Raw genomic sequence first — 20,208 nt, forward strand, 5'->3', positions numbered from 1 at the left:
GTTAAGGTTGCTTTAACCAAGCTGCGCCAAGCTCAGGGCCATGAGAGACAGCCCTTCATCCCATGGCCCGAACAGCTATTTCTTTACCCTGCGCCTCGCGCGGCGCGATGATGATGCGCTGCTACGGCATATCACGGCCCTGCGCCAAGCGATGCGTGAGACTTTGGCGCGCAAACCCTTCCGGATTGATGCCATCGCCATCTTGCCGGATGTGCTCCATACGGTCTGGACCCTGCCGCCGAACGATACCGATTACGGCAATCGGATCGGCATGTGGAAGGGGCGGTTTTCCCGCCATCTCCCTCCGGCCCCGCATCGCAGTCTGCGGCAGATCAAACGGGGTGAGAAAGGGATTTGGCAGCGTCGATTCTGGGAGCATCGGATCCGTGACCCCGCGGATTTCGAACGGCATTGCAGTTTGGTGCACCTCAGCCCCGTGCATGCAGGCTATTGTGACCGTCCTGAGGCTTGGCCCTACAGCTCCTATCGCCACGCCTGCTCAGGTCCGGCAGCACCTCAGGACGCGAAAGCGGGGCCACTAGAGGAAGACGCGGTCTTGGATGAAGATGTGACGCCGCTGAACCACGCGGCCCAAGCTGTTGCGCCATTGAGCGGGCAGCACAGTTGAGAGGCGTTGAGGCTAGGCATCCGTTGGCGGCGCGATTGGGGTCGCGGGGGATTGACAGAACGACTGCGTCGCGATGCAGGCTGCCGCGGCTTGAGCAGCGCGGCGCGCGGTCATAGAGAGTGCAACGTGCGCGCCCCGGCGCCGCGTCCTACTGCGCGGCGGTCATCACCGGCATGGCCGATCCATCCGCCGCCCAAGCCCGCACCGCCGCGCCGAAATGTTCGAACAACGGGCGCGATACGGGGTCATTGGCCGCGTTCCACTCGGGATGCCACTGCACGGCGAGGGTAAAGCCCGGCGCGTCTTTGATATAGATCGCCTCGGGCGTGCCATCATCCGCGCGGCCGTCGATCACCACGCGCGGGCCGGGTTCCTTGATCCCCTGCCCGTGCAGCGTGTTGGTCAGCACTTTGGACGCGCCCATCACACGGTGGAACACGCCGCCTTCGGTAAAGCTCACGTCATGGCGCAGTTCAAATTTCTCTTCGATGGTGCCATCGGGGGGCATCCGGTGGTTCATTCGCCCCGGCAGATCGCGAATCTCAGGATAGAGCGACCCACCCATGGCGACGTTCACCTCCTGAAATCCGCGGCAAAGGCCGAGGAAGGGTTGGCCCCGCGCAACACAGGCCCGTACCAGCGCCAGCGCCACCGCGTCGCGCGCGCGGTCAAAGGCACCATGGGCCTCCGTCTCAGGCTCACCATATTCTTCGGGATGCACATTGGGCCGCCCGCCGGTCAGCAGGAAACCGTCGCAGACCTCCAGCAATTCCTCGACCAAGACAAAGCGCGGATCGCTCGGCACGATAAGCGGCAGACAGCCCGAAACCTCGGCAATCGCTTCGGTGTTCATCTGCCCGCCCGCGTGGACGGGGTATTGATCGTTCAGCAGGTAGGAATTGCCAATGATACCAACGACGGGTCGGGCCATGAGTTACCTCTTATTCACCATGGCCCGAACATAGGCGCTTCGCGCCGCGGTCTCAACCTCAGCTCTGCGCCTTCAGCTCCAACCGTCGCGCGTGCAGCACCGGTTCGGTATAGCCCGAGGGCTGTTCGCGCCCCTTCAGCACCAGATCGCAGGCCGCCTGAAAGGCCACCCCGTCAAAGCCCGGTGCCATGGGGCGATAGCTGGGATCGTCGGCGTTTTGACGGTCCACCACGGCTGCCATTTTTTTAAGCGCGGCCTCGACTTCCTCGCGGCTGATGACGCCGTGATGCAGCCAATTCGCCAGCGCTTGGGCCGAGATGCGGCAAGTCGCGCGGTCTTCCATCAGGCCCACATCGTTGATGTCCGGCACTTTGGAACAGCCGACGCCCTGATCGATCCAGCGGACGACATAGCCCAGAATGCCCTGCGCGTTATTCTCGATCTCGCGGGTGATTTCCTCGGTGCTGAGGTTGCGGCCTTCCATCACCGGGATGGTCAGCAGCGCGTCGAGCGAGGCGCGTGCGCCGCCCTCTTTAATCTCCTCCTGCCGCGCCAAGACGTTAACCTTGTGGTAATGGGTGGCGTGCAGGGTAGCCGCGGTGGGCGATGGCACCCAGGCGCAATTGGCCCCGGATTGGGGGTGGCCGATCTTGGCCTTCAGCATCTCGGCCATACGGTCGGGCATGGCCCACATGCCCTTGCCGATCTGCGCCCGGCCCTGCAAGCCGCAAGCGAGGCCGATATCGACGTTGCGATCCTCATAGGCGGCGATCCAAGCGCTGTTCTTCATCTCGCCCTTGGGCACCATGGGCCCGGCTTCCATACTGGTATGGATCTCGTCCCCCGTGCGGTCGAGGAAACCGGTATTGATAAAGGCCACGCGGTGTTTCGCGGCGCGGATACATTCCATGAGGTTGGCGCTGGTGCGGCGCTCTTCGTCCATGATGCCAAGCTTCACAGTATATTGCGGCAGGCCGAGCACCTTTTCCACATGGGTAAAAATCTCATCGGCAAAGGCCACTTCCTCGGGCCCGTGCATCTTGGGCTTCACCACATAGACGCTGCCGGTGACCGAGTTGCCGCCCGCGCGTTTGAGGTCATGAATGGCGATCAGCGTGGTCACCATGGCATCCATCAGCCCTTCGCCAATCTCGCGCCCCTCACGGTCGAGCACGGCGGGGTTGGTCATCAGATGGCCGACATTGCGCACCAGCATTAGCGAGCGGCCTTTCAACGTGATCTCACCTGAACCATCGGGCGCGGTATAGCGACGGTCCTCGGCCATGCGGCGGGTGACGGTCTGGCCGCCTTTTTCAAAGGTCTCGGCAAGGTCCCCTTTCATCAGCCCCAGCCAGTTGCCATAGGCCAGCACTTTGTCTTCGGCATCCACCGCCGCGACGCTGTCTTCGCAATCCATGATGGTGGAAAGCGCGGATTCGATGATCACATCCGCAACGCTGGCGGGGTCGTCCTTGCCAATGGCATGGTCGGGGTCGATCTTGATCTCAATATGCAACCCGTTGTTGCGCAAGAGCACCGCGTCGGGCGCCTCCGCCGCGCCTTGGTAGCCCGCAAACTGCGCCGGATCGGCCAAGCCACAGGGCGCGGCATCCTGTGCCATCACAGCTTCTAGGTGCCTGTCCACAACGCGATATCCGGCCAAATCCGCATGGCTGCCCGCCGAAAGCGGCACGGCCTCGTCCAAAAAGGCTTTTGCCTGTGCCACCACCCGCGCGCCCCGCTCCGCATCATAGCCCTTGCCCACCGGCAGATCGCCCAGCGCATCGGTGCCGTAGAATGCGTCATAAAGGCTGCCCCAGCGCGCATTGGCAGCATTGAGCGCAAAGCGGGCGTTGGTGATCGGGACGACAAGCTGCGGCCCGGGCACCTGCGCGATTTCGGGGTCTACGTTTTGCGTCTCAATCTGGAACGCCGGCCCTTCGGGCAGAAGATAGCCAATCTCGCGCAGGAAGGCGGTGTAGCTTTCCGCGTCATGGGGCTGGCCTGCGCCCGCGCGGTGCCACTCATCAATCTTGGCCTGAATTTCGGCCCGTTTTTCAAGAAGCGCACGGTTCTTCGGCCCGAGGTCATGCACAAGGTCCGACAGCCCCGCCCAAAAGACATCCGCGTCTACACCCGTGCCCGGCAGCGCCGATCCTTCGATGAAGTCGACCAGCGCGGGCTCTACCTGCAAACCGTTCTTGTCAATTCTACCCGTCATTCTCCGCCCTCTCCCGCGCTGGATACCTTTGTGAAAGGTCTAGCAGAAAGGCAAAGCGGCGCAAGCGCGGGCAGGCAGGCGGTAGCGGCGCTAGTCGGCCACCGGCTCCGGGGTGGCGATCACCGGCTCGGCGTCCGCCGGGCCATCCACGGGCTGCACCTCACCTTCCGGCGAGGGGTCGGTGGCCTGCAACACTGCGTAGACGATGCCGGCAATCATCAAGAGCGCCCCTGCGATGATCGCGGTTTTGATACCGATCAAAGCGGGACGGTGACGTTTCTTCTGCGTTTCGGTATCGGTGTCGGGGGCGGACATGGATACACCTCATTGCTCGAAGTTGGGGCAGCTCGGCTTGCAGGCCGCCTTCTGGAGACATAACATTTCCCAGACCAATTACGTTCCCGCGACTGGAGGCCCAATGCGCGACGCCACCCCCCAAACGATCTATCTCAGTGACTACCAGCCCTTCGGCTTTCAGGTGGATGAGGTGGCCCTGACCTTTGACCTCGATCCCCATAAGACGCGGGTCAAAAGCCGCATCGCCTTTCGCCCCAACCCGGCAGCGCAGGAGGCAGAGTTTTTCCTGCATGGCGAGCAACTCAAGCTTATCTCCGCGCAGATTGACGGCAAGCCGGTCACCCCGAAGGTGACGGAACGCGGTCTGACCTGCGATGTGCCCGACGGCCCCTTCATCTGGGAGGCCGAGGTTGAGATTGACCCCAAAGGCAACACCGCCCTCGAAGGGCTTTATATGTCGGGCGGCATGTATTGCACCCAATGCGAGGCAGAAGGCTTTCGCAAAATCACCTATTACCCCGACCGCCCCGATGTGATGAGCGTCTTCACCGTGACCATCAACGGCCCGCATCCCGTTCTGCTGTCCAACGGCAATCCCGTGGCGCAGGGGCAGAACCATGCCGAGTGGCATGACCCATGGCCCAAGCCTGCCTATCTTTTCGCGCTGGTGGCGGGCGATCTGGTCGCCCATTCCGACCGTTTCACCACCATGTCGGGCCGCGAGGTCGATCTGAACCTCTATGTGCGCCCCGGCGACGAAGGCAAATGCGCCTTTGGGATGGAGGCGCTCAAAGCCTCGATGAAATGGGACGAAGAGGTTTACGGTCGTGAATACGACCTCGACATCTTCAACATCGTCGCGGTGGATGATTTCAACATGGGGGCGATGGAGAACAAGGGGCTGAACATCTTCAACTCCGCCGCCGTTCTCGCCTCGCCCGAAACCTCGACGGATGATAATTTCGAGCGGATCGAAGCGATTATCGCCCATGAGTATTTCCACAATTGGACCGGCAACCGCATCACCTGTCGCGATTGGTTTCAACTCTGTCTCAAGGAAGGGCTGACCGTCTACCGCGACAGCCAGTTCACCTCCGACATGCGCTCTCCGGCAGTGAAACGCATCGGCGATGTGATCGACCTGCGCGCACGCCAATTCGCCGAGGATCAAGGCCCGTTGGCCCATCCGGTGCGGCCCGAAAGCTTTCAGGAGATCAACAACTTCTACACCGCCACCGTCTATGAGAAGGGCGCCGAGGTGATCGGCATGCTCAAGACCTTGGTGGGCGATGACGCCTATGCCAAGGCGCTGAACCTTTATTTCGAGCGTCACGACGGCGATGCGGCGACGATCGAAGATTGGCTGAAGGTGTTTGAAGACACCACGGGCCGGGATCTGACCCAGTTCAAACGCTGGTATTCGCAGGCGGGCACGCCGCGCCTTTCGGTGGTGGAGGCTTGGGATGCGGGCAAAGGCATCTTCACGCTGACCTTCACCCAGCACACCCCGCCCAGCACTGCCACGCCTGAGCCGAAACCGCAGGTTCTGCCCATCACCGTGGGGCTGATCGGCACAGATGGGGCCGAAGTGGCCCCCTCTCGCGTGTTGGAGATGACCGAATCCGAACAGAGCTTTACCTTCGACGGGCTGGATGCACGCCCCGTGGCCTCGGTGCTGCGCGGCTTCTCCGCCCCCGTGGTGCTTGCACATGACCTCTCAAAAGAAGAGCGGCTGCTTCTGCTGGCCCATGACAGCGATCCCTTCAACCGCTGGGAGGCCGGGCGCACTTTGGCGCGGCAGTCTTTGCTGGCGACGATCACCGAAGGCAGCGCACCGGATGCTGAATGGCTTGCCGCACTTCAAGCTGTACTCGGGGATGAGACGCTTGAGCCCGCCTACCGTGCCTTGATGCTGGGCCTGCCCAGCCATGCGGATTTGGCCAACACCCTCTATGACACGGGCACAACCCCGGACCCGGCCGCGATCCATCAGGCGGTGGAGGCCACGCGTGACGCCATGGCGCAGGCTTTTGCCTCAACCCTGAGTGAGCTTTACGACCAGCACATCGTCGACGCCCCCTACCAGCCGAATGCCGAGCAATCCGGAAAACGCGCATTGACCAATGCGGCCCTCGCCCTGCTCACCCGCGTGCAGGGCCCTGAGCGTGCGCAGGCGCAATACGATCAGGCGGACAATATGACCCAACAACTCAGCGCCCTCGCTGCTCTGCTGCGCGCGGGCCAAGGCGACAAGGCGCTGGCCGCCTTTGAGGCGCAGTGGCGGGATGACCGTCTGGTGATGGACAAATGGTTCGGGCTGCAAGTCAGCCAAGCCGCGCCGGAAGAGACGGCCGAAGTGGCGCGCAGGCTTACCGAGCATGCCGATTTCAATTGGAAGAACCCCAACCGTTTCCGCGCAGTCTTTGGCAGTCTTGCCATGCATCACGCCGGGTTCCACCATGAAAGCGGCAAGGGCTACGCCCTGCTGGCCGATTGGCTGATTAAGCTCGACCCCGTAAACCCGCAGACCACGGCGCGGATGTGCTCGGCCTTCCAGACATGGCGGCGCTACGACATGGCGCGGCAAGAGATGATCGAGACCCAACTCGACCGCATCCTCGCCAGCCCCGATCTCAGCCGGGACACCTCCGAGATGCTCAGCCGCATTCGCGGTGCCTGACACGCCTATTCAGACAGAGGGCATGGCGGCCTATACCTACCGCCGCCATGCCCGCAGCCGATCGGCCCTGTTGCTGTTGCCCGTGATCTGGCTGGCCCTCGCGGCGGCGTGGATCTGGCTTGACGCCTCGGGCTGGATCATCGGGCTGCTGGGGCTTTTTACCCTGCCCGCGCTATGGGAGGTCTTCAGCAACCCCGCGAGCGGCCTGACGCTCGACCAGAACAGCCTGTCGTGGTTCACCGGCAAACGGGATGCGAAAATCGCGCTGGCGCAGGTCGACCGGGTTCGGCTCGATACGCGCCTGGATATGTCCGTGCGCGCCACGGTCATTCTCCGCACCGGGCGCAAGATCAAACTGCCCTTTGAGGCCACCCCGCCGCACCGCGCATTGGAAGCCGCGCTTCAGGCGCGCGGCATCACGACGGAACGGCATCACTTCACGCTGATCCAGTAATCTAGGGACGGCTGCGGGGTCGAGTCGCGTTCAACGGTTTGCAATAGGACTGCCGCCGGAGCCAGCGAGACATATCCGCCCGTTTGGACGCGCTGCGCATCGGCCCCCAATCGGCCCCGACGCCGCGCCGCCCGTTTCCGGCGATCACCCCGTCGCGCGGCACGGTCGTGGCCATGATCCGTACCGCGCAACTCAGGTTCGCGGCCCCGTTCTTAAGCGCATCCCCACTGCCGACGTTACATTTATAGCCCCGCGCGGTGCCCGGCAGGATTTGCAACAACCCATACCAGCGGCCCCCGCCACCCACGGCCCAAGACCGATAGGTGCTTTCATGTTTGGCCAGCGCCGACATGAAGCCGACCCAAAAGGCCCTGCGCTGGCTGTCGGATGCCGTGGGATAGGCCGGGCACCACTCCGCCACATCACCGGGCACCATATCCACCAAGGGCTTGCCGTGGGACTTCAGCGCCGAGATCGCCGCGCGGGTCCAAAGCGAATGCCCCCGCATATGCTGCCAGCGCGTGCGCGGCAGGTTGCCCGGACGCGCGGGCGGGCGCAGCGTTGTGGTGAAGGGTGCGGTTTCAAGCGCGGGCGGTTCGTCCTCGGCCTCGACCTCGTCGGGGAAGGACAATGACGTGGCGGCGGTCTGCACCACGTTATCCACCTCCACCACCGGGGCGGGCTGTTTGGGCAATTCGGCCCAAATCATGGTGGGGCCGGCGCAGAGCAATAGGGCAATCATAGCAGGTTTCATGGCGCGCATAAGACCGCCCCAAAACGCGCTTGGCAAGCGCGGCAGGGGCGCGGGATCGGCAGATTTCCTCTGATCGGGAAACAGCGCCCGCCGCGCCGCCGGATTGTCGCGAAGGATTGCCCCCGCCTGCCCGACTGCGCTGCAGAATTTTCCCGAAAGCTCCGCACGCCGGACACGGTTCCGCCCCATTGCCCGGTCAAACCTAAATCATCGACAAACAGCAGGCAGGACCGGCCCCAGATGAAGAAACTCTCGCATATGATCCCGTCCGCCTTGCAAGGGTTCTTTGCCAAGCCCGCACCGCAAGCGCCCGAGTTCGAGCCCCTGGAAATGCCGCTCCTGCGCCGCCGTGCACCGCGCGACGCACTGCTGCGCATTTCCTGCCCCGACCCCACTGCCGAAGAGATGCAGCGCGACCGTCACCAGTACCGCGCGCAATGGCTGGTCCGCCAAGAACGCTGGGAGGAGATGGCAGAGCTTTTGCAGGAAGCCGACGATCACCGCGAGATGACACCGGGTGCGATGCCGGTGGCCGAGCTGATGGCCTTTGGCGCACGGGCGGATGTGATTCTCGCCGCGGAACACGCGCTTTACGACGGCAAACCGGCCAGTGACGCGCCCCTGATGGCTGGGATCGAAGCGCTGGAACATGTGCTGGAAGATCACGCCGGGAGCGCCATGATCGCCGCCATCGTGGCGCAGGCGCATATGGACATCGGCTGGGCGTGGCGCGGCACGGGCTGGGACAGCGACGTGCCCGCCCGCAACCATGCGGCCTTCGCCGCGCATTTTGAACGCGCGGAGCAAATCCTCGCACCATTCGACAAGGACATGGCTGCCTCGCCCCTGCTCGCGGCGACGCACTGTGCCCTGCTTGGGGGAACCGGCGGTGACGCCCGCGCCGTGGCGGACCGCTACGCGCGGCTCATCGACCTGAACCCCGCAAACCCGCGCCCCATGCGGGCCATGGGCAACCACCTTCTGCCAAGGTGGCATGGCTCATATGACCAACTCGAACTCGAAGCCCGTCGCACTGCCGCGCGGACCGAAGAGACATGGGGCGCGGGCGGCTATACTTGGGTGCAATTCGACGCGATCAGCTGCGATGCGCGGGCCTGTGCCAATCTTGACGTGCCGTTTTTCATCGAAGGGCTGCACGACATCCTCGCCCGCCGCCCCGATCCGCATACCGCCAACCTGCTGGCCGCCTATTGCGCCAGCGCCATCGGTCAGGCGGCAGAGACAGCGGATGCCGCCGGGGCCGTCCGGGCCGAGATCGCCGATTGCGCGCGTTGGATCGTGCGCGACCACATGACGGAACTGCACCCGATGCTCTGGGCCCATGCCGCGCGCGGCTTTGACAACAACCTGCGCGTCCGCTCTGCCCGGCGTTTCGCCGCCTCGGGCCGGGACGAGGCCATGCGCATCATCACCGGCCTGTTCCAACGTGAGATCGAAGCGGGCAAACGGGTCATTTTCACCGAAGGCCGCCGCCAGATTGCCGTGCCGGGCTAAGCCTGCCTCTTGAAGCGCGTGGTGCGCTCCAGTATGACCGGCCAAGTTCCAATTGACCGAAGGCGGCCGCGATGCTTGATCTGAGTTACGACACCCCGAAACCGCGCGTGATTGCCGGTGCCAAACATGACTGGGAACTGGTCATCGGGATGGAGGTGCACGCGCAGGTCGCGTCGAACGCGAAACTCTTCTCTGGCGCCTCCACCAAATTCGGCGCCGAGCCCAACAGCAACGTGGCCTTCGTCGATGCCGCGATGCCCGGCATGTTGCCGGTGATCAACGAATATTGCGTCGAACAGGCGGTGCGCACGGGGCTGGGCCTCAAGGCCGAGATCAACCTGAAGTCCGCCTTCGACCGCAAAAACTACTTCTACCCCGACCTGCCGCAGGGCTACCAGATCAGCCAGCTTTACGAGCCCATCGTGGGCGAAGGCGAAGTGCTGGTGGAACTGGGCGACGGCACCGCGCGCTTGGTCCGGATCGAGCGCATCCACATGGAACAGGACGCGGGCAAGTCGATCCACGACATGGACCCCAACATGTCCTTCGTCGACCTCAACCGCACCGGCGTCTGCCTGATGGAGATCGTCTCCCGCCCCGACATCCGCGGACCCGAGGAGGCCGCTGCTTATCTCGCCAAGCTGCGCCAGATCATGCGCTATCTTGGCACCTGCAACGGCGACATGCAGTCGGGCGCGATGCGCGCCGACGTCAACGTCTCGGTCTGTCGTGTTGGGCAATACGAGAAGTATCAGGAAACGCAGGACTTCTCGCATCTCGGCACCCGCTGCGAGATCAAGAACATGAACTCCATGCGCTTCATCCAGCAGGCCATCGAAGTCGAAGCCAAACGCCAGATCGCGATTGTCGAAGCCGGTGGCGAGGTGGTGCAGGAAACCCGCCTTTTCGACCCCGACAAGCAGGAAACACGCTCCATGCGCTCTAAGGAAGAGGCGCATGACTACCGCTATTTCCCCGATCCCGACCTGCTGCCGCTGGAAATCGAACAGGCATGGGTGGACGATATCAAAGCCAACCTGCCGGAACTGCCGGACGAGAAGAAATCCCGCTTCATCAAAGACTTCGGCCTGTCGGATTATGACGCCTCCGTGCTGACCGCCGATCTCGACAGCGCGGATTTCTTTGAGAAAGCTGTTTTAGCCGGAGTTCCTGAAGACGCAAAAAGTTCAATTCCATCGAATGCCATAGGTGTAGCGACCACCCTTAGTTCAAAACCATCAATTTCGGCATCAGAACTCGTTAAGAGAGGGAAAGCTGCGGCGAACTGGGTCATCAACGAACTCTTCGGGCGTCTGAAGAAAGACGACAAGGGCATCACCGAAAGCCCCGTCACCCCGGCGCAATTGGGCAGCATTGTTGACCTCATCGCCTCGGATGCGATCTCTGGCAAGATCGCAAAGGAAGTCTTTGAAATCACGTATACAACAGGACGCGAGCCGGAAGAGATCGTAGAGACTGAGGGCCTCAAGCAGGTGACCGACACGGGCGCCATTGAGACGGCAGTGGACGAGATCATCGCCGCCAACCCCGCGCAGGTCGAAAAGGCCCAGCAGAACCCGAAGCTGGCGGGCTGGTTCGTCGGTCAGGTGATGAAGGCCACGGGCGGCAAGGCCAACCCCAAGGCCGTCAACGAAATCGTGTCGCGCAAGCTCGCCCAGCAATGAGCGACACCCCGGCCCCCTTCCGTTCGGGCGAGATGACGGTTCTCCCCGAATGGATCGATTTTAACGGCCATTTGAACATGGCCTATTACAACGTCCTGTTCGATCAGGGCGTTGACCAAGCCTATGGCGAAATCGGTCTGGGGCCGGAGTATCAACGCACGGGTTGCACCACCTATGTGGCTGAATTCCACGTCCGCTACCTGCGCGAACTGCATGAGGGTGACCGCGTCTATACCACCTTCCAATTGCTCAACCATGACGAGAAGCGGTTTCACAGCTTTCAGGAACTGTGGCACGTCGACGGCTGGCTTGCCGCCACCGCCGAGGGGCTGACGCTGCATGTGGACCAGTCCGGCCCGCGTGTGGCCCCCATGCCGGACCATATCCTGACCCGTCTTGACGCGATGCGCCGCAGCCATGCCAAACTGCCCAAACCGGCGCAGGCCGGTCGCAGCATCGGCATCCGCCGCAAATCCGCCTGAAACTCACCTGACGCGGCTTATGTCGCCAACCCAGCCGAGGCCCCTATGCGCTACGAATACAAGATCCTTCCCGCCCCCAGCAAAGGGCAGAAAGCCAAAGGTCTGAAAGCCCCCGAAGCGCGTTTCGCCAAAACCTTGGAAGAATGCCTGAACGAACAGGCCGCCGAGGGCTGGGAATACCAGCGGGCCGAGACCTTGCCTTCGCAAGAGCGGTCGGGTCTGACCTCGACCACCACGGAATGGCGGAATGTGCTGGTGTTCCGCCGCTTGGCGACCGCCGCGGGCCAGCAAGAGGATGGCGATCTGCTGCCGCCCGCCACTGCTACCGCAACGCCTGCCTTGGCCGCCACGATCGAAGGCGAAGACACCGCGCTTCAGGCCGATGCGCCCGCCTCCATCACGCCCGAGGATGACGCGCCCGCGAAAGAGGAACCCGCCAAAGCGGCGACGCCGCCTGCGCTTCTGTCCGGCCCCTCGGCGGATGAAGCTTCGCCGCAGGGCAGCGACGAAGACGACGATAAAACAAAGCCCTGAACGCGGCGCTTATTCGTCCAGATCAAGCGCCAGCGCATGAATGCGCCCCATCAGGTCCGGCCCCAAGGCGCTGTGCACCGCCCGGTGCCGCGCCAGCCGGTTCTGGCCCTTGAAACGCTCTGACCGGATGCGCACGTTAAAGTGGCTTTCGCCCCCCTCCTGAAATCCGGCATGACCGCGATGGCTTTCGCTGTCATCCACCACCTCCAGTTCACGCGGCGCAAAAGCGGCTTCCAGCCGATCCGAAATCTCTTGTGTTGTGGACATGTTTTTACCCCCGGCCCCCTTCAATCCTGCGACGCAGGGTATATGGTGACCGGCCTGAGTCGGAAAGGTCTATCCACATGCCAAAACCTGATCCCTTCGGATTCGACATGTCCGTGTCGTCCTCCAAAAAGAAAAACCCCCGCGGCCGCCGCGGCATGTCCGGTGCGTCGGAAACCTCGACCCGGATTTGCGACCACGAAGGCTGCGACGAGCCGGGCAAGTTCCGCGCGCCCAAAGCGCCTGATGTGCTGGATGACTACTTCTGGTTCTGCCAAAAACATGTGCGCGAATATAACGCGAAGTGGAGTTTCTTCGACGGCACCACCGAGGCCGAGATGAACGCGCAGATGTCCAAGGACAAGGTCTGGGAGCGCACCACCAAACCACTGGGCGACCCCGAGCAGCGCGCATGGGCCCGTCTTGGCATCGAAGACCCGCATCAGGTCTTGGGCAAGAACGCGACCCAGAACCCCGGCAAAGGTCAGCAAGCGGGCCGCCGCCTGCCGCCCACCGAACGCCGCGCGATCGAGATTCTCGAGGCCAAGGACACTTGGACAAAGCCCGAGGTCCGCAAAGCCTACAAAGCGCTGATCAAGGTGCTGCACCCCGATATGAACGGCGGTGACCGCAGTCAGGAAGAGCAGTTGCAACTGGTCGTCTGGGCATGGGACCAGATCAAAGGCAGCCGCAACTTCAAGGACTGATCCCGCGACCGGACCAGCGGCCGGTTGCGGATAATGCCAGTTGCCCCCTTCCCCTTGCGGATATGCACGATATGTTGCACCAGATACGCGCGCGGCCCCGACCGCGCGCCTAAGGAAAAGGATGACGAGCGATGGCCGACGGTGCACTGGAACATGACATGAAACCCACCGAAGAGGTCTCGGTGCGCGATGTCTTTGGCATCGACACCGATATGGTCGTCAAGGGTTTCCCGCAGCGCACCTCTCGCGTGCCGGACATCGACAGCACCTATAAGTTCGATCCCGACACCACGCTGGCGATCCTCGCAGGCTTTAGCCACAACCGCCGCGTCATGATCCAAGGCTATCACGGCACGGGCAAATCGACCCATATCGAACAGGTCGCCGCCCTGCTGAACTGGCCCACCGTGCGCGTCAACCTCGACAGCCACATCAGCCGGATCGACCTGATCGGCAAAGACGCGATCAAACTGCGCGACGGCAAACAGGTCACCGAATTCCACGAGGGTATCCTGCCTTGGGCCCTGCGCAACCCGACCGCGATTGTCTTTGATGAATACGACGCAGGCCGCGCCGATGTGATGTTCGTAATCCAGCGCGTGCTGGAGCATGACGGCAAGCTCACGCTGATGGATCAGAACGAGATCATCACCCCGCACCCCTATTTCCGCCTCTTCGCCACGGCCAACACCGTGGGCTTGGGCGACACCACCGGCCTTTACCACGGCACCCAACAGATTAACCAAGCGCAGATGGACCGTTGGAGCCTTGTCGCCACGTTGAACTACCTCAGCATCGACGCCGAGACCGCGATCGTGCTGGCGAAAAACCCGCATTACAACACCGAGAAGGGCCGCAAGACCCTCAAGCAGATGGTGACCGTGGCCGACCTCACCCGCACCGCCTTCATGAATGGCGAGCTTTCGACCGTGATGAGCCCGCGCACCGTGATCGCATGGGCGCAGAACGCCGAGATTTTCCGCAACGTAGGCTATGCCTTCCGGCTGTCCTTCCTCAACAAATGCGATGAGCTTGAGCGCCAGACCGTGGCCGAGTTCTATCAGCGTTTGTTCGATGAGGAACTGCCCGAAAGCGCGGCCAGCCTGAGCTTGGGCTAAGCCGCCCCGGCGGGTTCGCCCGCCGCCCTGCAGGACGCGTTTCGGCACGCAAAGGCGCCCTGCCCTTCCCAGACGCGCGCCTGCCTGACAGACAAGGGGACCGGCATGAGTAAACAAAGCGACAACCCCGCTGACGCGTTCAAAAAGGCGCTGGCCGAGGCGACCAAGGTCATGGCCGACGACGCCGAGCTGACGGTCAGCTACTCGGTCGACCCCTCAGGGCTTTCGGGCGACGCGATGCGCCTGCCGCAAGTGAGCCGCCGGATGACCCGCGAAGAGGTGCTGCTGGCGCGCGGCACAGCCGATGCGCTGGCGCTGAACCGCCGCTACCATGATGCCGCTACCCACGCCCGCTATGCGCCGCAAGGCGACATGGCGCGCGAGCTTTATGAGGCGATGGAGACCGCGCGTTGCGAGGCCATGGGCGCGCGCGACATGCCCGGCACCGCCGGCAACATCGACGTCAAGATCAAGCACGAGGCCCTGCGCCGTGGCTACGATCAGGCCAAACAGGCCAGCGACGTGCCACTCTCGGTCGCGGCGGGTTATATGGTGCGCCATATGGCCACCGGTCGCCCCCTGCCCGCAGGGGCCGAGAACGCCATGGAACTCTGGCGCGGCTTTATCGAAGATCAGGCCGGCGGCACCCTTGAGGGGATCGACGGCAGCCTTGCCGATCAGGCGGATTTCGCGCGGCTGGCGCGCAAGATGATCTCGGACCTCGGCTATGGCGATCAGTTGGGCGACGATCCCGACAGCCAAGACGAGGATCAAGAGGATCAGGCCGAAGAGGGCACCGAAGAAGAGCAGGATCCCGACAGCACCGGCCAAGACGATCAGGACGAGGAAGAGGCCGAAGGCACGCCCGAAAACAGCCAAGAGCAGCAGCAGGACGAAAGTCAGGCGCAGGTCTCGATGGACGACGAGGCCGATCAGGAGCTGGGCGACGAAGCGGATATGCCCGAGGGCGACGCCCCCATGGACCCGCCGCCGCCGCCGCCCGTCTCAGACGCCGACCCGGAATACCGTGTCTATCAGGGCGAGCATGACGAGGTGATCGGGGCCGAGGAATTGGCCGAACCCATCGAATTGGAACGCCTGCGCGCCTATCTGGACCAGCAGCTCGAGCCGCTGAAAGGCGCTGTGGGCCGTCTGGCGAATAAGTTGCAACGCCGCTTGCAAGCGCAGCAAAACCGCTCGTGGGAATTCGACCTTGAAGAGGGCACGTTGGACGCGGGCCGTCTGGCGCGGGTGGTGGCCAACCCCACGACGCCGCTCAGCTTCAAGATCGAAAAGGACACCGAGTTCCGCGACACTGTTGTGACGCTGCTCTTGGACAACTCCGGCTCGATGCGAGGCCGCCCGATTTCCATCGCCGCGATCTGCGCCGACGTGCTCGCCCGCACGCTGGAGCGCTGCAACGTCAAGGTCGAGATCCTCGGCTTTACCACCCGCGCCTGGAAGGGCGGGCAGGCCCGCGAGGCTTGGCTGAACGATGGCCGCCCCGCCCAGCCCGGACGGCTGAACGACCTGCGCCACATCATCTACAAAAGCGCCGACGCCCCGTGGCGCCGGACGCGCGACCACTTGGGTCTGATGATGAAAGAGGGTCTGCTGAAAGAGAACATTGACGGTGAGGCGCTGGAATGGGCCCACCGGCGGATGCTGGCCCGGCATGAGGCGCGCAAGATCCTTATGGTGATTTCCGACGGCGCGCCGGTGGATGACAGCACCCTGTCGGTGAACCCGGCCAACTATCTGGAAAAACACCTGCGCGACGTGATCGCCATGGTCGAGAAACGCCGCGCGGTGGAGTTGTTGGCGATTGGCATCGGCCATGATGTGACGCGCTACTACGACCGCGCCGTCACGATCACGGATGTGGATCAGCTTGCCGGGGCGATGACGGAACAGCTTGCAGCGCTGTTTGACAGCGATCCGCGGAAACGGGCGCGTGTCATGGGCATGCGCCGCGTGGGCTGAACCGTCGGATCGGTATTTGAAAAAGGATGAAGGAGGGGCCGCGTGTTCCAGAGTTTCGAGGTCACCGCGCGTCCGGAACAGGGTCCCCCGCGTTTGGCGGCGCTGCGGGCGGAGTTGCAGGCGGCGGGCTTGGACGGGTTTCTCGTGCCGCGCGCCGATGCGCATCAGGGTGAGTATGTCGCTCCGCGGGATGATCGGCTGGCTTGGCTGACGGGGTTCACCGGCTCTGCCGGGTTCTGTGCGACGCTGCGCGATGTGGCGGGGGTTTTCATCGACGGGCGCTATCGGACGCAGGTCAAAGCGCAGGTTGCGGATGTCTTTACCCCGGTGCCTTGGCCCGAGGTGTCTTTGGCCGATTGGCTGAAGGATCAATTGTCCGAGGGCGGTGTGGTTGGTTTCGATCCGATGTTGCATACGCCCGCGCAGATGGATCTTTTGTTCGAGGCCTTGGCGGGGTCCGGGATCGAGATGCGGCGCGTCTCGAATATGGTGGACCGTATTTGGGAAGACCAACCCGATGCCTCAATGGGCAAGGTGGCGGCGCATCCTGAGCGTTTTGCCGGGGAAAGCCATGAGGCCAAGCGCCGGCGTTTGGCCGCGGATTTGCGCGCGGCGGGGCAGAAGGCGGCGTTGATCACCCTGCCCGACAGCCACAACTGGTTGCTGAACATTCGCGGACAAGACATTCCGCGCAACCCGGTGGCGCATGGGTTTGCCGTGTTGCATGACGATGCGCGGGTCGATCTGTTCATGGCGGCTGAGAAACTGGTGGATGTGGAGGACCATCTGGGGCCAGAGGTGGTGCAGCGGGATCCTGAGGGGCTGCCCGATTACCTGCGCGCAATCGACGGGCCGGTGCGGCTTGATCGGCAGTCGGCCCCGCTGTTGTTCGCGGATTTGCTGGGGGATCGGGCGCAGGCTGGTGAAGACCCCTGCGCCTTGCCCAAAGCCTGTAAGAATGACGCCGAGATTGCCGGGGCGGCTGAGGCGCATTTGCGCGATGGTGCCGCGATGGTCGAGCTGCTCGCTTGGCTGGATGCGCAGACGCCCGGCACGGTTACCGAGACGCAGGTTGTACAGCAGTTGGAAGCGCTGCGCCGCCGGGATCCTGCCCTGCGTGACATCAGTTTCGAGACGATTTCGGGCACCGGGCCAAACGGGGCGATCATCCATTACCGGGTGAATGAAGAGACCGACAGCGTGTTGCAGGACGGGCATCTTCTGGTGCTCGACAGTGGTGGTCAGTATCTGGACGGCACTACCGATATCACCCGCACCATCGCCATCGGCTGTCCCGATCAGGAGGCGCGCGCGGCTTTCACGCGGGTGCTTTCAGGGATGATCGCCATGAGCCGCCTGCGCTGGCCGCGCGGGCTCGCAGGGCGGGATATCGAGATGCTGGGCCGTTTGCCGCTTTGGATGGCGGGGCAGGATTTCGATCACGGTTTGGGCCATGGGGTGGGCGCCTATCTGTCGGTTCATGAGGGGCCGCAGCGGTTGAGCCGGATGAGCCATGTGCCGCTGGAACCGGGTATGATCCTCAGCAATGAGCCGGGTTATTACCGCGAGGGGGCTTTTGGCATTCGGATCGAGAACCTGTTGGTGGTGCAAGAAGCCCCCGCCCTGCCCGGCGGGGACGCGCATCGCAAGATGCTTGATTGGCGCACGCTGACGCTGGTGCCGATTGATCGGCGTCTGATTGCTGTGGCGGCGCTCAGCCCCGAGGCGCGGGACTGGCTCAACGCCTATCACCGCGACGTGGCGGAAAAGATCGGGCCGCGGGTATCACCTGTTACAAAACTGTGGTTGGATGTGGCAACGGCGCCCCTGTGAGCGTCCGATTTAAGTAAAGGGGGGTACGGCATGGCCGACCATATCAAGATTACTCCGGCTGAGGGCACATGGGTTGTTCGCGCTGGCGGGGCCGTATTGGGCGAGTCCACGGGCGCGCTGGAACTGCGCGAGGGGGACTATCCGCCGGTGATCTATTTCCCGCGTGGCGACATCGCCATGGCTTTCCTCGATGGCACTGAGAAGACCAGCCATTGCCCGCATAAGGGCGATGCGACCTATTTCTCGGTGGTGACCAAGAGCCGGACCTTGCAAGACGCCGTCTGGTCTTATGAAGACCCGAAGGCGGATGTGGCCGAGATCAAGGGCTATCTGGCCTTCACCCCGATGGAGGAAATCGCCATCGAACGGATCTGAGCGCGGCTCAGGAATGCTCCTCAGCTGCCGTGGCGGCGAGGGCGCGGTTATAGGCTTTCAGCGCATCGACATGGAACAGCGCGCCCAGCAATTCGGGCGGCGCATCCGCGCTGAGGGTGACCACCGGGATAAAGTTGGAATGGGTCTGATCGAACAGCGGCAAGGCGGCCTCTAGCGTGGCGCTGCCGTCGATATAGGTGCCCTTGTCGATCAAGTCCCAACAGGCGTCTTCCGAAGCCGCGTCTTCATCATCGGGGCGGCGCATGATGCGGCCCACCATGAACATCGAGAGCAGATAGGCCTGCGGACCGGCGGCCAGATGAATGCCGCGCCGCTCCATCTGGGTGAGGAAGAAGGACCGGTCGACCAGCCGGGAAGCCAGCGCGGTCGACATGCTGACGGCGACCATCACGGCCAGACCGGTCTGCCAGTCGCCCGTCATCTCAAATACGATGAGTGTGGTCGAAATCGGCGCGCCCAGCACGGCGGCGGCCACCGCGCCCATCCCCGCCAGAGCATAGAGCGAGGACGAGCCCGAAATCTCAGGGAAGACACCGGTGGCGATGATCCCGAAGCCAAGCCCGGTCAAGGCGCCAAGCATCAGCGAGGGCGAGAACACCCCGCCGCCCATGCGCCCGCCGAGCGTGATCGCCACGGCGGCGACCTTGAGCACGGCAAAGATGATCGCCTCGTGCAGCACCAGCTCGCCGACCAGCGCGCGGGAGGTCGTCTCATAGCCCACGCCGATGATATGCGGGAACCAGAGCGCGATGACCCCAAGGATCGCCCCCGCCACCGCTGGGCGCAGCCAGCGGGCAAGGCCGGTGCGGGCTTGCAGATAGTTGCCGAAATCCTCGGCCCAGAAGATCGCGCGCATCAGCACGACCGACACCAGACCGCAGGTCAGCCCCAAAAGCAGGAAGGCGGGCAGTTCGACGTAGAATTGCACGTCGCCAAGGCCGGGCAGGACGAATTCCGTGAGCCCGCCGAACTCCAGCCGGTTGATGACCGTGCCCGCGGCGGAGGCGATGACGATGGGGGCGAAGGCGTGGACTGCAAAGTGGCGCAGCACGACTTCGAGCGCGAAGAGCGCGCCAGCGATGGGGGCGTTGAAGCTGGCAGAGACCGCCGCCGCCACGGCGCAGCCCAGCAGGTCCCTCCCGGTGATCCCATCGGCCTTGATGAAGCGGCTGACCTTGGTCGAGATCACGGCGGCGAGATGCACCACCGGCCCTTCGCGCCCCGATGAGCCGCCTGTCGACAGGGTGATGAGCGAGGCCAGGGCCGAGGCCACCCCGGCACGGGTCTCGACCCGGCCGTCGTGCATGGCGGCGCCGAGGATCACATCGCCCACGCTGCGCGCGCGCCCGTCGCGGGTGAAACGGTGCAAGATCAACCCCACAAGCAACCCGCCCAAGGTCGGGATCAGCACCACCCAATACCACGGCAGCCCGGCAAGGAAACTGTGCAGGAATTGCACATCGTCCGTACCGTAAAGCGTGGCCTGCAACCAGTTGATCCCCTTGCGAAAGAACAGGGCGGCAAAGCCCGCGGCGATGCCCACCAGCAGCGCGATAAACCAGAATGTGACCTTCCCCGGCCCGCGGGTGCGCAGCACCGTCCAGCCCTGTTTGCAGCCGCCGAGCGCCTGCTGAAGTTGTTGGGAAAAGAAAGCGTTATCTTGCGAAGGCATGGGACTAAGACCAGTTGAACCCTTTCTGTCTAGGGCAAGCTGACCTTGGGTAAA

At 63.4% G+C, this 20,208-nt stretch carries 18 protein-coding genes; 12 read left to right on the plus strand and 6 right to left on the minus strand.

Going from position 1 to position 20,208, the window contains the following annotated elements; genetic code table 11:
- The first annotated feature begins 40 nt into the window (after window positions 1–40).
- Window positions 41–628: a transposase gene (locus ACGYLD_RS12620; RefSeq protein ID WP_276154031.1), complete on the plus strand. Its 588-nt coding sequence runs from the start codon at window positions 41–43 to the stop codon at window positions 626–628.
- A gap of 148 nt (window positions 629–776) precedes the next feature.
- Here the strand turns inward: ACGYLD_RS12620 and ACGYLD_RS12625 are convergent, their stop codons facing one another.
- The 3 genes from ACGYLD_RS12625 to ACGYLD_RS12635 form a co-directional block, all read right to left on the minus strand.
- A complete protein-coding gene (locus tag ACGYLD_RS12625; RefSeq protein WP_394402741.1) occupies window positions 777–1,559 on the minus strand; it encodes a gamma-glutamyl-gamma-aminobutyrate hydrolase family protein in 783 nt (260 codons plus the stop codon).
- Between the two features lie 58 nt (window positions 1,560–1,617).
- Complete coding sequence (locus tag ACGYLD_RS12630) at window positions 1,618–3,780, minus strand: malate synthase G (protein ID WP_394402743.1); 2,163 nt, start codon at window positions 3,778–3,780, stop codon at window positions 1,618–1,620.
- 90 nt (window positions 3,781–3,870) lie between these two features.
- A complete protein-coding gene (locus tag ACGYLD_RS12635) occupies window positions 3,871–4,095 on the minus strand; it encodes a hypothetical protein (protein ID WP_168612016.1) in 225 nt (74 codons plus the stop codon).
- Window positions 4,096–4,198: 103 nt separating this feature from the next.
- Here ACGYLD_RS12635 and pepN point away from each other — a divergent pair, with 103 nt between their 5' ends.
- Both pepN and ACGYLD_RS12645 read left to right on the plus strand, forming a co-directional pair.
- Window positions 4,199–6,757: an aminopeptidase N gene (gene pepN / locus ACGYLD_RS12640; protein ID WP_394402745.1), complete on the plus strand. Its 2,559-nt coding sequence runs from the start codon at window positions 4,199–4,201 to the stop codon at window positions 6,755–6,757.
- Between the two features lie 22 nt (window positions 6,758–6,779).
- Window positions 6,780–7,211 (plus strand): hypothetical protein, encoded by a 432-nt coding sequence (locus ACGYLD_RS12645; protein WP_271693398.1) that lies wholly within the window; start codon window positions 6,780–6,782, stop codon window positions 7,209–7,211.
- A 1-nt stretch (window position 7,212) separates the two neighbouring features.
- Here ACGYLD_RS12645 and ACGYLD_RS12650 read toward each other — a convergent pair whose 3' ends face one another.
- Window positions 7,213–7,965 (minus strand): transglycosylase SLT domain-containing protein, encoded by a 753-nt coding sequence (locus ACGYLD_RS12650; protein ID WP_271693397.1) that lies wholly within the window; start codon window positions 7,963–7,965, stop codon window positions 7,213–7,215.
- Between the two features lie 240 nt (window positions 7,966–8,205).
- On the opposite strand from ACGYLD_RS12650, the gene ACGYLD_RS12655 reads away from it, so the two are divergent.
- The 4 genes from ACGYLD_RS12655 (at window position 8,206) to ACGYLD_RS12670 (ending at window position 12,181) form a co-directional block, all read left to right on the plus strand.
- On the plus strand, window positions 8,206–9,480 hold the full coding sequence (locus tag ACGYLD_RS12655) for a hypothetical protein (protein ID WP_271693396.1): 1,275 nt from the start codon (window positions 8,206–8,208) through the stop codon (window positions 9,478–9,480).
- 71 nt (window positions 9,481–9,551) lie between these two features.
- Entirely contained in the window at window positions 9,552–11,165 is a 1,614-nt protein-coding gene (gene gatB, locus ACGYLD_RS12660) for an Asp-tRNA(Asn)/Glu-tRNA(Gln) amidotransferase subunit GatB (protein ID WP_271693395.1), read from the plus strand.
- Window positions 11,162–11,647, plus strand: coding sequence for a thioesterase family protein (locus ACGYLD_RS12665; protein ID WP_271693394.1), 486 nt, complete (start codon window positions 11,162–11,164; stop codon window positions 11,645–11,647). The genes gatB and ACGYLD_RS12665 overlap by 4 nt, the downstream gene beginning before the upstream one ends.
- A 45-nt stretch (window positions 11,648–11,692) precedes the next feature.
- Window positions 11,693–12,181, plus strand: a complete 489-nt coding sequence (locus tag ACGYLD_RS12670; RefSeq protein ID WP_394402749.1) for a DUF4177 domain-containing protein — start codon at window positions 11,693–11,695, stop codon at window positions 12,179–12,181.
- A gap of 9 nt (window positions 12,182–12,190) precedes the next feature.
- Here the strand turns inward: ACGYLD_RS12670 and ACGYLD_RS12675 are convergent, their stop codons facing one another.
- Window positions 12,191–12,448 carry a BolA family transcriptional regulator gene (locus ACGYLD_RS12675; protein ID WP_067263286.1) on the minus strand — a complete coding sequence of 86 codons (258 nt, stop codon included), beginning with the start codon at window positions 12,446–12,448 and terminating at the stop codon, window positions 12,191–12,193.
- Between the two features lie 77 nt (window positions 12,449–12,525).
- Between ACGYLD_RS12675 and ACGYLD_RS12680 the strand changes: the two genes are divergently transcribed.
- The 5 genes from ACGYLD_RS12680 (at window position 12,526) to ACGYLD_RS12700 (ending at window position 18,461) form a co-directional block, all read left to right on the plus strand.
- On the plus strand, window positions 12,526–13,152 hold the full coding sequence (locus tag ACGYLD_RS12680; RefSeq protein WP_168612010.1) for a J domain-containing protein: 627 nt from the start codon (window positions 12,526–12,528) through the stop codon (window positions 13,150–13,152).
- Between the two features lie 131 nt (window positions 13,153–13,283).
- Complete coding sequence (gene cobS / locus ACGYLD_RS12685; RefSeq protein WP_067263280.1) at window positions 13,284–14,270, plus strand: cobaltochelatase subunit CobS; 987 nt, start codon at window positions 13,284–13,286, stop codon at window positions 14,268–14,270.
- Between the two features lie 105 nt (window positions 14,271–14,375).
- The gene (gene cobT / locus ACGYLD_RS12690) at window positions 14,376–16,253 is read left to right on the plus strand and encodes a cobaltochelatase subunit CobT (RefSeq protein ID WP_271693392.1); all 1,878 of its coding nucleotides are present in this window, start codon (window positions 14,376–14,378) and stop codon (window positions 16,251–16,253) included.
- Window positions 16,254–16,295: 42 nt separating this feature from the next.
- Window positions 16,296–18,086, plus strand: a complete 1,791-nt coding sequence (locus tag ACGYLD_RS12695) for an aminopeptidase P family protein (protein ID WP_271693391.1) — start codon at window positions 16,296–16,298, stop codon at window positions 18,084–18,086.
- A gap of 30 nt (window positions 18,087–18,116) precedes the next feature.
- A complete protein-coding gene (locus tag ACGYLD_RS12700; RefSeq protein WP_271687713.1) occupies window positions 18,117–18,461 on the plus strand; it encodes a DUF427 domain-containing protein in 345 nt (114 codons plus the stop codon).
- Window positions 18,462–18,468: 7 nt separating this feature from the next.
- Here the strand turns inward: ACGYLD_RS12700 and ACGYLD_RS12705 are convergent, their stop codons facing one another.
- Window positions 18,469–20,154 (minus strand): chloride channel protein, encoded by a 1,686-nt coding sequence (locus tag ACGYLD_RS12705; RefSeq protein WP_067263270.1) that lies wholly within the window; start codon window positions 20,152–20,154, stop codon window positions 18,469–18,471.
- Window positions 20,155–20,208 lie beyond the last annotated feature (54 nt).

This window comes from Sulfitobacter sp. 1A12056, from assembly GCF_043558125.1.
Taxonomy (GTDB): Bacteria; Pseudomonadota; Alphaproteobacteria; order Rhodobacterales; family Rhodobacteraceae; genus Sulfitobacter; species Sulfitobacter faviae.